The 13,958-nt window shown below is 66.1% G+C and carries 11 protein-coding genes; 9 read left to right on the forward strand and 2 right to left on the reverse strand.

Annotated features, from left to right (window positions below; all coding sequences use genetic code 11):
• Window positions 1-163: 163 nt before the first annotated feature.
• The 6 genes from KSS90_RS13230 to KSS90_RS13255 are packed head-to-tail and all read left to right on the forward strand — an operon-like array spanning window position 164 to window position 6,386.
• Window positions 164-1,054, forward strand: coding sequence for a proline iminopeptidase-family hydrolase (locus KSS90_RS13230; protein WP_217865903.1), 891 nt, complete (start codon window positions 164-166; stop codon window positions 1,052-1,054).
• Between the two features lie 3 nt (window positions 1,055-1,057).
• The gene (locus KSS90_RS13235) at window positions 1,058-2,005 is read left to right on the forward strand and encodes an ABC transporter permease (protein ID WP_217865904.1); all 948 of its coding nucleotides are present in this window, start codon (window positions 1,058-1,060) and stop codon (window positions 2,003-2,005) included.
• Window positions 2,002-2,856: an ABC transporter permease gene (locus KSS90_RS13240; RefSeq protein ID WP_217865905.1), complete on the forward strand. Its 855-nt coding sequence runs from the start codon at window positions 2,002-2,004 to the stop codon at window positions 2,854-2,856. The genes KSS90_RS13235 and KSS90_RS13240 overlap by 4 nt, the downstream gene beginning before the upstream one ends.
• The gene (locus KSS90_RS13245; RefSeq protein WP_217865906.1) at window positions 2,853-3,839 is read left to right on the forward strand and encodes an ABC transporter ATP-binding protein; all 987 of its coding nucleotides are present in this window, start codon (window positions 2,853-2,855) and stop codon (window positions 3,837-3,839) included. The genes KSS90_RS13240 and KSS90_RS13245 overlap by 4 nt, the downstream gene beginning before the upstream one ends.
• Complete coding sequence (locus KSS90_RS13250; protein WP_217865907.1) at window positions 3,836-4,810, forward strand: ABC transporter ATP-binding protein; 975 nt, start codon at window positions 3,836-3,838, stop codon at window positions 4,808-4,810. Before KSS90_RS13245 ends, KSS90_RS13250 begins: the two co-directional genes overlap by 4 nt.
• Before the next feature lie 34 nt (window positions 4,811-4,844).
• Window positions 4,845-6,386, forward strand: coding sequence for an ABC transporter substrate-binding protein (locus KSS90_RS13255; RefSeq protein WP_217865908.1), 1,542 nt, complete (start codon window positions 4,845-4,847; stop codon window positions 6,384-6,386).
• A 172-nt stretch (window positions 6,387-6,558) separates the two neighbouring features.
• Here KSS90_RS13255 and KSS90_RS13260 read toward each other — a convergent pair whose 3' ends face one another.
• Both KSS90_RS13260 and KSS90_RS13265 read right to left on the reverse strand, forming a co-directional pair.
• Entirely contained in the window at window positions 6,559-8,706 is a 2,148-nt protein-coding gene (locus KSS90_RS13260) for a hypothetical protein (protein WP_217865909.1), read from the reverse strand.
• Window positions 8,693-9,895: a DUF3142 domain-containing protein gene (locus tag KSS90_RS13265; protein WP_217865910.1), complete on the reverse strand. Its 1,203-nt coding sequence runs from the start codon at window positions 9,893-9,895 to the stop codon at window positions 8,693-8,695. The genes KSS90_RS13260 and KSS90_RS13265 overlap by 14 nt, the downstream gene beginning before the upstream one ends.
• Window positions 9,896-10,448: 553 nt before the next feature.
• Here KSS90_RS13265 and KSS90_RS13270 point away from each other — a divergent pair.
• The 3 genes from KSS90_RS13270 to KSS90_RS13280 are packed head-to-tail and all read left to right on the forward strand — an operon-like array spanning window position 10,449 to window position 13,956.
• Window positions 10,449-12,311, forward strand: coding sequence for a 3-dehydroquinate synthase (locus KSS90_RS13270; protein WP_217865911.1), 1,863 nt, complete (start codon window positions 10,449-10,451; stop codon window positions 12,309-12,311).
• Complete coding sequence (locus tag KSS90_RS13275) at window positions 12,308-13,198, forward strand: UbiA family prenyltransferase (RefSeq protein ID WP_217865912.1); 891 nt, start codon at window positions 12,308-12,310, stop codon at window positions 13,196-13,198. Before KSS90_RS13270 ends, KSS90_RS13275 begins: the two co-directional genes overlap by 4 nt.
• Complete coding sequence (locus KSS90_RS13280; protein WP_217865913.1) at window positions 13,195-13,956, forward strand: EboA domain-containing protein; 762 nt, start codon at window positions 13,195-13,197, stop codon at window positions 13,954-13,956. Before KSS90_RS13275 ends, KSS90_RS13280 begins: the two co-directional genes overlap by 4 nt.
• Window positions 13,957-13,958 lie beyond the last annotated feature (2 nt).

A 13,958-nucleotide genomic window follows, 5' to 3' on the forward strand; every position in this document is an offset into this window, starting at 1 on the left:
TCCCTGTGTTCCCTCGTGCATTTCCATCTCGAAGTCCGGCACGTAGAATGCCACGGCTTGGCGCGGGACTGCCAGACGAAACCTATAGGAAACACTAGCTTGTAGGCGACGAATTCTCCTGCGCTAGTTATAGCTGCAAGCCATGGCCAACAGGAGAGTAGCGATGTGGCGAGAGATGCAACCTGACCAGCAGTTCGATGTAGAGGTCGACGGCCACAATCTCGTGGTGTACAGCTTTGGCGCAGGGGACGAGGTGCTGCTGTGCCTCAATGGTGGGCCTGGGCTGCCCTGCGACTACCTGCGCGACGCCCATGCCTGGCTCAAGGACCAGGGCATCCGCGTGGTTGCCTTCGACCAGCTCGGCACCGGCGCCTCCGACCGCCCGGATGACGACAGCCTGTGGAACATCACCCGCTACGTGGCCGAGGTCGAGCAGGTGCGCCAGGCCCTGGACCTCGGTCGCGTGCATATGCTGGGGCATTCCTGGGGCGGCTGGCTGGCGATCGAGTACGCCATCCATCACCCGCAGTCGCTGAAAAGTCTGATTCTCGAGAATACTGTCGGCGACATCCCACACCTGATCACCGAGCTTGCACGCCTGCGCGGCGCCCTGGGCAGCGAAACCGTGGCGATGATGCAGCGCCACGAGGCCACGGGCAATCTCGACCACCCCCAGTACCAGGCCGCCATCACCCTGCTCAACTACCGTCACGTCTGTCGGCTGGATGAATGGCCGGCGCCGATCCAGCGCTCGCTGGGCGACTGGAACATGGGCCCCTACACCACCATGCAGGGCCCCAACGAGTTCCTTTATACCGGCAACCTCAAGGACTGGAACCGCCTCGAACAGATGGGCGAATTCCGCATGCCGGTGCTGATCACCACCGGTCAGCACGACGAACTGACGCCGGCCTGCGCCATGCGCATGAAGCTCGCCCTGCACGGCCGCGCCGAGCTGCATGTGTTCCCCAACAGCAGCCATATGCCGTTCTACGAAGAGCCCCAGGCCTATTTCCCGGTGTTGCTGGACTTCCTGCAACGCAACCGGGGTTGATCGATGAGCCTGGCCCGCTACCGGTTCGTCCTGATCCGTCCGTTGCAATTGCTCCCGGTGCTATTGGGCATCAGCATCATCACCTTCGTGCTGGTGCGCGCGATCCCGGGCGATCCGGCGCGGGTGCTGCTGGGGGCGCGCAGCACGCCGGACGCGATCGCGAAGATTCGCGCCCAGTTCGGCCTCGACGAGCCGATCTGGGTGCAGTACCTCTACTTCCTGAAGAACCTGCTCAACGGCGACCTGGGCAAATCGCTGCTGTACAAGGTCGATGCCCTGCCCCTGATCGCCGGCCGCATCGAGCCCACTTTGTTGCTGGTGCTGGGCAGCGTGCTGCTGGCGTTGCTGATCGCCGTGCCGCTGGCCACCCTCGCCGCGCGGCGCAAGGGCGGCTGGGCCGACAACCTGATCCGCCTATTTACCACCGCGGGCCTCGGCTTACCGGCTTTCTGGCTGGGGTTGATGCTGATCCTGCTGTTCAGCGTGCATTGGGGCCTGTTCCCGGTGTCCGGCTACGGCCGGACCTGGCCCGACAAGCTGCACCACCTGGTACTGCCGTGCCTGACCATCGCCCTGGCGCTCTCGGCGGTGCTGGTGCGCAACCTGCGCGCGAGCATCCTCCTGGAGCTGCAGGCCGACCACGTCACCGCAGCCCGCGCTCGGGGCCTGGGGGAAGGCGCGATTCTGCGCCGGCACATCCTGCCCAACGCCATGCTGCCCACCATCAACCTGCTGGCGGTCAACATCGGCTGGCTGATCAGCGGCACCGTGGTGATCGAGAGCCTGTTCTCGCTGCCCGGGGTCGGCCAGCTGCTGGTGCGCGGCATCTTCACCCGCGACTACATGGTGGTCCAGGGCGTGGCAATGGTGCTGGCCTGCGCCACGGTGGCGGTGAACTTCATTGCCGACGTGGTGACCACCGCCCTCGACCCGCGGGTACACATCCAATGAGCCAGAGCCCCGCACTGCCATTGCGCTGGCGCCTGGCCTGGCACCTGGGCAATGGCCGCCTGACGCTTTACTGCGGCCTGGCGATCGTCCTCGGCTGGTGCCTGCTGGCCCTGTGCGCGCCGTGGATCGCGCCGTTCGATCCGCTGGCGCAGAACGCCGACCTGCGTCTGGCCGCGCCCAGCCTTGGTCACCCGTTCGGTACCGACAACTTTGGCCGCGACATCCTTTCACGGGTGATCTGGGGCGCGCGCATCGATCTGCAGATGGCGCTGATCGGGGTGATTTTCCCGTTCCTGCTCGGCACCTGCATCGGCGCGGTTTCCGGCTATGTCGGCGGTTTGCTGGACAACGCCTGCATGCGCCTGGTCGATATCGTCCTGGCCTTCCCGTTCCTGGTGCTGATGCTAGCGATCATGGCCATCCTCGGCCCGGGCCTGGGCAGCTTCTACATCGCCATGGCCCTGGTCGGCTGGGTGTCCTATGCGCGGCTGATCCGCTCGCAGATCCTGGTACTCAAGCAAGGCGATTTCGCCCTGGCAGCCAGGAGCCTGGGCTTCAGCCACCGGCGCGTGCTGTTCGGCCACCTGCTGCCCAACGCCCTGTTCGGCTCGGTGGTGTTCTGCATGTCGGACGCCGTGCTGGTGCTGCTCAACGGCGCGGCCGTCAGCTACCTGGGCCTTGGCGTGCAGCCGCCCACCCCGGAGTGGGGCACCATGGTGGCCGAGGGGCAGAGTTTCATTACCAGCGCCTGGTGGATCTGCACCTTCCCGGGCCTGGCGGTGGTGACCCTGGCCATGGGCTTCAGCCTGCTGGCCGACGGCGTCGCCGAGCGTCTGGGAGACCGCACATGAGCCCTGCCCTGCTCCAGGTCCGCGAACTGAGCGTCATCGCCCGCGCCGGCCAACGTGATATCACCCTCGTCGATCGCCTGTCGTTCGACCTCGGTGAGGGTGAGATCCTCGGCCTGGTGGGTGAAAGCGGCTCGGGCAAGACCCTGGCCTGTCGCGGCCTGATGCGCCTGCTGCCGTCGCCCAACCTGCGCCTCGAAGGCCAGGCCGTGCGCCTGGCCGGCAACGACCTGCTGCGCCTGGACGAGGCCGGGATGCTCCGTATGCGCGGTCGCGAGCTGGGCATGATCTTCCAGAACCCCAGCAGCCACCTCGACCCGCTGATGCGCATCGGCGCGCAGATCGCCGAGGGCATCCGCCTGCACCAGGGCGCCTCGCGGCGCGAAGCGCGGGCCGAGGCCATCGAAGTGCTGCGCCAGGTCGGCATCCCCGATCCGAAAACCCGCGTCGACAGCTATCCCCATGAGTTCTCCGGCGGCATGCGCCAACGGGCGATGATCGCCGTGGCCCTGGGCTGCAACCCCAAGGTGCTGATCGCCGACGAGCCGACCACGGCGCTGGACGTCACCGTGCAGGCGCAGATCCTGCGCCTGCTGCTGGAGCTGCGCGACCGCCGCGGCCTGTCGATGATCCTGATCAGCCACGACCTCGGCGTGGTCGCGCAGACCTGCGACAGCATCGCCGTGATGTACGCCGGGCGCCTGTGTGAACACGGCGCCAAGCAGGCCCTGCTGAGCCAGCCGCGCCACCCCTACAGCGCCGGGCTGCTGGCCTGTCACCCTGCGGCGCGGCGGCATGCGGGGCTGATGAACACCATTGCCGGGCAACCGCCGCTGCTCGACGCCCTGCCCGCAGGATGCCGCTTCGAACCGCGCTGCCCCCAGGCCACGCCTGACTGCCGGGCACAATTGCCGGAACTGCGCGTCACCGGCCCCGGCCATCGCCTGGCCTGCCATACCCCGCTACTGGCCGGAGGCCTGTCATGACCACGCTGTTGCAGGTCAACGACCTGCATGTGCAGTTCCCCGCCCCGGGCGGCGGCCTGTTGAACCTGCGTCCACGCAAAGTCAATGCCGTCAACGGCGCTTCGCTGAACCTCTCCGCCGGTCAGGCCCTGGGCCTGGTGGGCGAGTCGGGTTGCGGCAAGAGCACCCTGGCCCGGGCCATCCTGCAACTGACCCCTTCCAGCAGCGGCCAGGTGCTGTTCGACGGCAGCGACATGCGCCAGGGCAACCGCGTGGATATCGAGCGTCTGCGCCGCGAGACCGCGATGATCTTCCAGGACCCGTACAGCGCGCTCAATCCACGCCAGCGCATCGGCCAGATCCTCGCCGAGGTGCTGCAGGTGCAGCGCAAGGTGCCCGCCGCGCAGATCCCCGCCCGGGTCGCCGAACTGCTCGGCCTGGTCGGCCTGCGCGCGGAACTTGCCGAGCGCAAGCCCGGTTCGCTCAGTGGCGGCCAGTGCCAGCGGGTCGGCATCGCCCGGGCGCTGGCCGTCGAGCCGAGGCTGATCGTCGCCGACGAGTGCGTTGCCGCCCTCGACGTGTCGATCCAGGGGCAGATCATCAACCTGCTGCTGGAACTACGCCAGCGCATGGGCCTGGCCCTGCTGTTCATCACCCACGACCTGGGCGTGGTACGCCACCTGTGCGACCGGGTAGCGGTGATGTACCTGGGGCGGATCGTCGAGGAAGGCCCGGTGGCCGAGGTCTTCGACGACCCGCGCCATCCCTACACCGCCGCGCTGGTGCAGTCCATCGCCGACATCGACCCGGCCCGGCGCCTGCCGCAGCAGCCGCTGGCCGGCGAGCCACCGAGCCCGCTGCAGCCACCGTCCGGCTGCGCCTTTCACCCACGTTGTCGCCACGCGTTGCCCCAGTGCGGCACAGGTATGCCCCCCAGCCACGCAGAAGGTGGCCGCTACCATGCCTGCGTCCACCCGCGACTGCCGTGCTGACACACCCTACATAACCATCAAATGGAGCTTGAGCATGAAACCCACCGCATTGAAGTTACTCACCGCCGCCGTGCTGGCCGCCAGCACCCTGGCCGGCGGCATGGCCCAGGCCGCCGGCGTGCTGACCATCGGCTGCCGCGAGGAGAGCACTACCTTCGACCCGATCAAGAGCGCGCAGAACCGTGACAGCTGGGTCTTCGCCAACGTCTACGACGTGCTGGTGCGCGTCGACAACAGCGGCACCAAGCTGCTGCCGGGCCTGGCCGAAAGCTGGAAGATTTCCGACGACGGCCTGACTTACACCTTCAAGGTCCGCGAAGCCAAGTTCTCCGATGGCTCGGCGCTGACTGCCAGTGATGCCGCGTTCTCCCTGCTGCGCATCCGCGACAACCCCGGCTCGCTGTGGTCCGACTCCTACAAGATCATCGACAAGGCCGAAGCGCCGGACGACCGCACCCTGGTGGTGACCCTGAAGAGCAAGTCGGTGCCGTTCCTCGCGCAACTGGCCACCGCCAACGTGTCGATCCTGTCGAAAAAGGCCATGGACGCCATCGGCGAGGAAGCCTACGCCCAGCAGCCGGTGACCTCCGGCGCGTTCAAGGTCAAGGAATGGCTACGCGGCGACCGCGTGATCCTGGAGAAGAACCCCTACTTCTGGGAGGCCGATAAAGTCAGCCTGGACGGCGTCGAGTGGATCTCTATCCCCGACGACAACACGCGGATGCTCAAGGTCCAGGCCGGTGAGCTGGACTCGGCGATCTTCGTGCCGTTCTCCCGCGTCGACGCGCTGCAGAAGGACAAGAGCCTGACCATCCATATCGACCCGTCGACCCGCGAGGACCACCTGCTCATCAACCATGAGAAAGGCCTGCTGGGCAAGGTCGAGGTACGCGAGGCCATCGACCTGGCAATCGACAAGAAGGCGCTGGTGGAAACCGTGACCTTCGGCCATGGCGAAACGGCCTATTCGTACATTCCCAAGGGCGCGCTGTACCACAATGCCAACAACCCGCAACGCCCGTTCGACCCGGCCAAGGCCCGTGAACTGCTGAAGAAGGCCGGTGCCGAGGGGCTGAAGGTCAACTACGTGGTCAACGCCGGCAACGAGGCCGACGAGCAGATCGCCGTGCTGGTGCAGAAGCAGCTGGCCGATGTCGGCATCACCGCCAATCTGCAGAAAGTCGACCCGACCCAGAGCTGGCAGATGCTGGTCGATGGCGACTACGACCTGTCGGTGATGTACTGGACCAACGACGTGCTCGACCCGGACCAGAAGACCACCTTCGTGCTTGGTCACGACACCAACCAGAACTACATGACCCGCTATCACAACGACAAGGTCAAAGACCTGGTGGCCGCGGCACGGGTGGAGACCGACCCGGTCAAACGCGGACAGATGTACCAGGACCTGCAGAAGCTGGCCAAGCAGGACGTGCATTGGATCGACCTGTACTACAGCCCGTACATCAACATCTCGCGCAGCAATATCCAGAACTTCCTGCAGAACCCGTTGGGGCGTTTCACGCTCGAGGAGACCGTGAAGCTGGAGGCCGGTCAGAAGACCGCGCAGAACTGAAGCCAGTGAGGCGGCTCCTGGCCGCCTTCTTGACTGTGTTGTGGCAGACAGGTGTTGGCGGTAGCCTCGTAGCGCGCTTGCGACCGAGCGCCGCCCGCGCGGCGCTTGGTCTAATAGGCGCTGCAACTCTCTCGTCATACACCTCGAGAAGCCAACGCCGCCCCCTTTTGTTTCACACCTTGGCCTTGCGCCGTCGCAACCACATCCAGGCAACCCCCGCCAACACCACCAACCCCACCGGTAGCGCCTGCGCCTTGTACGGCCGCAATGCCGCCCGCGCGGCATCCAGCTTCTCTGTCACGTAGCGTTTGTTGGCCTGATCGAACCTGGGCGCTTCGCACTGGTTGCCGAAATCCTCTGCCCACTGCACAAACGGCCCCTGCTGGACGTAACGCTTGTACAGCGCGCTTTCCTGTTCGGTGCCCGGCACCCAGCCCGCCGCCGTGCATAGCACCGCGGCGAAGGCCTGGCTGCTGCGCGGCAACTGGTCCGCAGCCTGGTTGGCCAGGTCGGCGGCGACATAGCGATAGTGGTAACGCTGGTCGGGCTTGGCCTCGGTCGCCAACTGGCGCTGCACCTCGCCGGCACCGATGAACGGCCCGGGCTGCAGGGTGGCGCTGCCCAGGCTGAAGCTGCCGCCCAGCCAGGCATAGTCCGGCGCCATTTCGTAGCCGAGGATCTCCATGCCGGCGCCGCGTGCCAAGGTGGCCGCGGCAAACAGCGCCTCGGCGCGGCCCGTGGGTGTCCAGCGCGAGACGGCCTCCTGGCGGTGCTGGCCGTAGGCCTTGGCATCGGCCTGCAACTGCGTCGTGGCGAAGTAGCCGGGCGCCTCATCGTAACGGCCCTCGCGCAGCAGGCGGCGGCCCAGCAGCTCGCGCAGTTGCGTCGCCACCGGGCGCGGTACATAGCCGCCCTCTTCCACCTTGGGTGCCGGTGGCGCCGGCACATGGGCGTCGACATAGCCCTTGAGCTCGTCCAGGGTCAGCACGCGGTCGGCCACGTTGGCCGTATCCTGCCAGTAGATCTCCTGGCTGCGGTACAGCAGGTCGAAGGCCTGCAGGTAGTCGCCGCGCTCAAGCGCCAGGATCGCGCCCTCGCCTTCGACCCGGCAGCCGGGCTTCACGCTTTCATAGTCCCAATCGGGTGTCTGTCTCGAGCCCCACGACTCTTCGCGGGGGAACGCAGCGGCGGCCTTGGCATAGGCAGCCGCGGCCTGGGCCTTGTCGCCGTCGCGCAAGGCCAGCTTGGCGCGCAGCCACCAGGCAAGGCCGGTATCGCCAGCCTGCTGCAGATAGCTCCTGGTCGCGGCATAGTTGCCTTGCTGGTAGGTCAACGCAGCCAGGCGGTCGGCGTCCTCCAACTGGTCGCCGACACTCGCCTGCAGCAACGCGGGCAGGCGCCGGGCCTGGGTTGGCGGCTGGCCGTCGTAGTCCCAACCGACATGGCTGAGCAGATAGGCGGTGAGCAGCTTGCGTGGCATCGGTTGTGCCAACTGTGTCTTCAGCTGCTCATCCGGCAGGCTCACCAGTTCGTTGGCAAGCAGCCTGAGCGAGCTGTAGCCGCTGCCCGAGCCCAGACGGCTCTGGCTGGCATACAAGCGGATGGCGCTGTTCCAGTCGCCGGCGAGCTTGGCCAGACGGGCCTCCTCGCCAAGGCTGGCAACCCCCAGCTCCAATGGGTCGCTGAAGCCTTCGGCGCTGAGCGCGCGGGCTTGCTGGAAAGCCTTGCGTGCCTGGGCCTGCAGGGCCTGCGGTGTCTGTTGCGGATCATCACTGGCCTCGAAGCTGCGGGCCATCAAGGCCCGCCCCAGCGAGTAGGCCGCCCAGGTGCTGCGCAGCTTGCGTTGTTCAGCTGGCAGGGCTAGCACCTTGGCGAAATAATCCGCGGCCAGGGCATGCTCGCCTGTGTCGAAAGCCACCGCGCCGGCAATGTACAGGCGCAGTTCATCCGGCAGTTCGGCGCCCTGCTCCAGCACTTGTTGCGGACCCGGCAGAGTACGCAGTTGCCCGACCTTCTCGCGCAGCGCTTCCGGTAGCTCGCTTGCCTCGATACGGCTGCGCTGCTCACGGTAAGGTCGGTCGTTGTCGTCACCGTCCCAGTAAGGGGTCAGGGTCGCATCGGTGGCGGGCTTGAGGCCTGCGATCTGCTCGCCGAGGCGATTCACCTCGAAGCCGAAATTGCCCTCCGGCAACTCGGCCAGGCTGTGCGCCCGGTCGCCGAGCAACTGCATCGGGAAGTCCGGGCCACAGGCCAGCGCCGGAACGGCCGGCACGCTCAGGGACAGGTACAGCAGGCGCCGGGGCCATTTACGGGTAGACATTCCATGCTCCTTGATCGATTCCATGGCAGCGCGCCCAGCCGAGGACGCGCCGGCCGCCAGCGGCGATGCGCACGCTGGACTGGCGGTTGAAGACGAGGTGTTGGGGGGATTGCTGCACGCGGTAGCCGTTGACTCCGTCGGCCACCTCGCAGGATTCGACGTTCAACGCCACCCGTGCAGGCACCGGCAGGTCGAGATTGCCGACGTTGACCAGGCTGATGTCGTAAAGTCCGGCCTGGCTGGACAGTTCGACCCGCCACGCGCTGGCAAGTGCATCGCCACGCGCCACCGCCTTCAACGTGGTCAGGCTCCAGGCGCGGCGGTCGCCAGGCAGCGGCAGGCGGAACCAGATCAAACCGGCCAGGTGCGCAGGCGGCTGGGTGCGCAGTTGCCGGCCCAGGTCCGAAAGTTGTTGTGGATCGGCCAGCAGTTCGCGGCGTTCGCCACCACGGTTCAAGGGCGTTTCGCTTTCCACAATCGGCGCGCCGCCGCTATCGGGCAGCAGCGCGACGCCATAGGCTGGCAAGGCCAGGTAGAACGGTTTTACGCTGACCCTGCCCCAGCGTTCGGCCCATTGCCTGGCCTGGGCAGGGTCGAACAGGCCGCGCCGCGGATCGCTCACCGCATGCACCTGCAGCACGCTGCTGTCCACCGCCTGCAACAGCGCCGGCAGGTGCGGGCTGTCAAGCCAGGCGGGCAACGCGGTGATGCTCAGCTTCAGGCCCGGCGGCAGTTGTGCGCGCAGTTTCAGGAGAAATTCGCCATAGCCCGCAAGGCGGGCGCTGCCGCTGTCATGGTCGATCTCCAGCCCGCTCAGGAGTACCCCCGCAGCCTGCCATTCCGCCAGCAGCAGCGCCACCTGGGTGCCTGCCTCCTGCAGGTCGAGCCCCGGGAGTTGGCCATCCAGGCGCACCACCGCGATCACCGATCGACCATCGGCCTTGAGCCGTGGCAGGTCGACCAGCGCCCTGCTCCACCCGGCCTTGGGCTGCGCTTGCAAGGCCAGTACGCGCAAGGTCGAAAAGTCGGCGCGGCTGTCCGCCAGGGCCTGCTCGTGGGCGGGTTGCCATTGGCGTTGCCAGATATAGAGCTGCTGGTCGAGCGGCGGTGCGGGCTCAGGCCGGCAGCCGGCGAGCGCTCCGAGCGCAACACAGAAGAACAGGTGACGCAGGGACGGGTTGGCGGGCATGCAATCCTTTGTCTGGCGCGTTGGGCTGCCGGTGGCGAGGTGGCGATATTACCTCAACTCAGCCTCGAGGCGGCGTCCTGCCAGCTGCGGAGTACAGATGTTCTCCCTGGGCGTATATGCCGGGATTACCGTTAGTGAGTAAAGCGCCTTCACTCAGCACGCGTCATTTTAAATAGCTGCGTACTAGTTAGAAGACTATCTAACTTTGACTTCAACTACGAACTTGCAAGCCGAAAAATAATAACCAAGTTAATTGATTATCATTTACTAGCCAAGCCATGCAAACATCAAGATTAATTATTTGTGCATAGTCACGATTAATAATTCGCAAGCATTCTAATGCGCGCATAAAAATCACGTGTTTCATCTAACTCTTCGCCCCACATTTACTTGCAAAAGCGAAGCGTCCGACTAGTTTTGTGTTTGTCTTCGCCAACATCATAAATACAACTCTCCCACCATTAAGTTCAGAGGAGTACATATTCTCGCGCCCATGGGGCGTAACGCTCGATTGCTGAAACGGAAATCATTCAAATAACAAGAGGGACGCTTGATGAAGCGCAGCCGCGGGTATCGTGCGCTCTTGCAAAGAGGGCCGGGTAAACATTTCTGGTTGTCAGTACTGTGCTTCTCAGGCCTGGTGATCGCCAGCTTTGTATTATTCGAACAACAGATCCAGAACTTCCTCTTCCACCTCGAACAGTTCCTGCCTTCGACCCCCGCCCAGATGCTTACCCTGGCGTTGCTGCTGATCGGCCTGCTGGCGCTGGACGTGGTACTACCCGTGCCGTCGAGCATGGTCGCGCTGCTTGCGGTGGCGACGCTTGGCAGCGTTGGCGGCTACCTGGTGATCTTCATCGGCCTGTGCCTGGGTGCCGGGCTGGGGTATGCGCTGGGGGCCGGGTATTTTCGCCTGCTATCCAGCCGCCTGGGCCTGCACCAGCGCCAGCCGGGGCAACTGGCGTATCGGCTGGGCACGCTGTCGTTGATCTGCCTGCGCGGCGTGCCGGTGCTGGCGGAAACCTCGGTGGTGGCGGCCGGCATGCAGCACTATCCGTTGCGCGCCTTCATCCTGGTCACCACCTTGGCCAATGCCGGCCTGGCACTGGCCTACAGCGCCATCGGCACCTTCCTGGTCGCGCAGAACGCGCTGCTGGTTACCCTGCTCGCCGGCATGGTCCTGCCCGCGTTGTTCATCGCCGGGTACAGCCTGTTCAAGGCCTTGCGCAAGGGTGAAGCACTGCGCGGGCGTTTCACGGTCAGTTACGACTACCCCGTGGTGTTCACCGAGCACCTGTTCGATCCGCTCAACACCTGCCTGCACCGCCAGCTCACCGCACAGCAGCGTGGTCGGGTAACGGTGCTGGTCTTCGCCGACGAACAGCTGCTGCGCTGCGCACCGCACCTGGCGGGCCAGATCGACGCCTACTTTGCCGCCCATGCCGCGGACCTGAACCTGAAAGCCGCGCCCATCGCCGTGCCGGCCGGTGAGCTGAGCAAGGACGCACAGGTATTGCAACAGCTGTACAGCGCCATGCTGAGCCATGGGCTGGACCGCCATTGCTTTGTCCTGGCCCTGGGCGGCGGCGCCGTGCTGGACACGGTCGGCTACGCCTGCGCCACCTTTCACCGGGGCATGCGCCTGATCCGCATCCCCAGCACGGTACTGGCACAGAACGACGCCGGCATCGGCGTGAAAAACGGCATCAACGCCTTCGGCCAGAAGAACCTGCTTGGCGCCTTCTACCCCGCCAGCGCGGTGATCAATGACTTCCAGCTGCTCACCACGCTGCCCCACCGCGACCGCATCGCCGGCCTGGCCGAGGCCGTCAAGGTGGCGCTGATCAAGGACCGCGCCTTCTTCGAGTGGATGGAGCGGGAGGCCGACGCCCTCGCCCACTTCGATCATCCGGCCAGCCGCTACGCCATCCGCCGTTGCGCCGAGCTGCACCTGGGGCACATCACCGGTGCCGGCGACCCCTTCGAGCGCGGCAACGGGCGGCCCCTGGACTACGGCCACTGGGCGGCGCACAAGCTGGAAAACCTCAGCCAGCACCGCCTGCGCCATGGTGAAGCGGTGGCGGTGGGCATGGCCCTCGACGGGCTCTATGCCAATGCCCTGGGTCTGTTGAGCGATGCCGACAGCGAGCGCGTCATCAGCCTGTTGCTCAGGCTTGGCTTCAACCTGTGCCCACCGGAGCTGAGCCTGAAAGATGCGCATGGGCGTTCGCGGGTATTGCTCGGGCTTGAGGAGTTCCGCCAGCACCTCGGAGGACAGCTTTCCATCCCCATGCTCAGCAGCATCGGTACATCGGTCGACCTGCACCAGATCGATGACGCTTTGATGGAACAGGCGCTGCTGCGGCTGGTCAGCCAGCGCGCGCCCCTCACCCTGGGCGAGGGCTACGCGCAATGAACCCGATCGCGCCGGGCCTGAAAACCTGGATGACCGTTGGCCGGGTCTCCAACCTGCCCACGGTGTGGACCAACACCCTGGCCGCCGCCCTGCTGGCCAGCAGCGCCGGCGCCCTGGCGCCACCCTCGTCGCTGGTGTGGCTCCTGCTGCTGGCCATGCTGTCGCTGCTGTACCTGGCCGGCATGCTGCTGAACGACCTGCTGGACGCCGATTGGGACCAACAGCACAGCAACGCCCGCCCCATCACCCTCGGGCTGGTCAGCCGGCGACAGGTGCGCCTGGCCATCTACGGGTTGCTGCTGCTGGCCGCGACCGCGGCGCTCGGCCTGAGCCGCCTGGTCGAACAGCCGCACTGGCTGCTGGGCAGCGTCACCCTGCTGGTTGGCTGCATTCTCGGCTACAACCTGCTGCACAAGAAGTACGCCCACAGCGTCTGGTTGATGGGGGCGTGCCGCTCGGCCCTGTACCTCACCGCAGCGGCCAGCCTGGCGGTGCCGGCGCAGCCCATCTGGCTGTGCGCGATCCTGCTTGGCGTGTACATCAGCGGGCTGACCTACCTGGCGCGCCTGGAGCACCTCAATCAGCTGCTCAGCCGCCTGCCCCTGCTGCTGATGCTCAGCCCGCTGGCCCTGGCGGCCTACGCCGAGACCCTGTGGTTCTGGCCGGTGTTGCTGCTGTGGCTGGGCTGGCTGGGCTGGCACTACTGGCTGCACCTCGCCGATCCGCGGCGCCGACAGGTACGCGCCTTCATCGGCGCGGGGCTGGCGGCCCTGCCGCTGTTCGATGCCCTGGTGCTGGCGGTGGCCGACCAGCCCCTGGGCAGCCTGCTGTGCGTCCTGGTGTTCTTCCTGCTTCCACACCTCCAACGCTGGATCAAACCGACATGAACAGTCATATCGCTTCGTCGCCAACGGCGGCGCTGGACATGCGCCACGACTGCCTGGCCGAACGGCAGCAGGCCTTGATCGCGCAACTCGATCAGGCCGAGTTGCAGTGGTGGCAACAGGCGCAGGAACGCCTCGGGCAGTCGCCGGACGCCAACACTGCCGCCCTGCTGAGCAGCCAGTGCAAGCGCCGGATCGGCGATCGGGCCATGCCCGACGATGAGGGCTGGAGCCAGTTGCAACTGGCACGCGCGCTGCTGCTGGCGCAGGTTCTCGACCAGCAACCCCAGGCCGGGCAGTTGCCTTTGCTGCGCCAGCTGTTTCTCTGGGGCGACGACCAGGAAAAGGTTGCCCTGCTCAAGGCCCTGGACTGGCTCGACAGCCGCGGCTCATGCGTGGATCTGGCTTTGCAGGCCGGGCGTACCAGCAACAGCCAGGTGTTCGCCGCCCTCGCCCTCGACACCCTCTACCCGTTCCGCCACTACCCGGAGCGGGCGTTCCACCAGCTGGTGCTCAAGGCGCTCGGCATGGGGCTGGACGTAAGCCGCCTGCGCGGCCTGAACGAGCGCCAGGGCGTCACCCTCAACCAACTGGCCCTTGATCTGCTGGATGAGCAACTGGCTGCCGCGCGCCCAGTCTCCGGCGGTCTGTACCTGGCGATTGCCTTCAACCTGCTCAGCCCGGCGCAGCACCAGCGTCTGCTCGGCCTCTGCCGCCAACAATGTCTGCCCCTCGGCTGGCATGAGCAGCTGGCCACCTGATA

This window comes from Pseudomonas maumuensis (assembly GCF_019139675.1).
Lineage (GTDB): Bacteria > Pseudomonadota > Gammaproteobacteria > Pseudomonadales > Pseudomonadaceae > Aquipseudomonas > Aquipseudomonas maumuensis.